The sequence below is a fragment of the Mesorhizobium sp. M8A.F.Ca.ET.021.01.1.1 genome (assembly GCF_003998025.1).
In the GTDB taxonomy this organism is placed as follows: domain Bacteria; phylum Pseudomonadota; class Alphaproteobacteria; order Rhizobiales; family Rhizobiaceae; genus Mesorhizobium.
Window position 1 is genome coordinate 1 of the sequence record NZ_RZSJ01001036.1, and the last position, 759, is coordinate 759.

At 66.4% G+C, this 759-nt stretch carries 1 protein-coding gene; it reads right to left on the reverse strand.

From position 1 onward, the window contains the following. On the reverse strand, positions 1-759 hold a 759-nt coding region (locus EOA36_RS36420), incomplete at both ends, for an MATE family efflux transporter (RefSeq protein WP_245464579.1).

Here is a 759-nt window from a genome sequence, read left to right on the forward strand (position 1 = left end):
GTCGTGACGACATCGCAGGAGGTCCGCGCGGTGAACGCCGCCCACGGCAGATACACATCGGCCACCGCGCGGACCTCCTGCGATGTCGTCACGACAGCGACCAGATTGGCACCCGCCAGCAACAGCACCAATGTCGCGCCGCCGGCCAGGCCGAAGCCCCAGAACAGGGTCAGACGGACCGCCTGCCGGAAGGGTTGCGCCGCCCGCGCGCCGATGGCGCGGCCGGCCAGCTGTTCGGCGGCGGTAGCAAAGCCGTCGAGGAAATAGCCGGCGACAAGAAAGAAATTCATCAGCACCGCATTGGCGGCGAGCGTCACCGTGCCGAACTCAGCGCCCTGGCGGGTGAACAGCGCGAAGGCGGCAAGCAGCGAAAACGAGCGGATCATGATGTCGCGGTTGAGCGACAGCATGTGCCGGAAGGCGCCCATGTCGAGCAGGCGGTGGCGAGGTAAGGGCGGGCTGGATCGGAACCGCCGCACCACGATCGCAAGACCAAGCAGCATGGCGAGGAATTCGCCGGTGACGGTTGCCCAGGCGACGCCGGAAACGCCCCAGCCAAGTTCAAGGCCGAGCAGGAAGCAGAGCGCGATGTTGATGCCGTTGAGCACCAGTTGCAGGACAAGCCCCAGCCCACCCTCGCCGCGCCCCAGCACGTATCCGAGGACAGCGTAGTTGATCAGAGAGAATGGGGCGGCGAGCAGCCTGATCCTGACATAGACGCCCATCGCCTCGCTGACGCGTGGTCCGGCGTCCATGAAC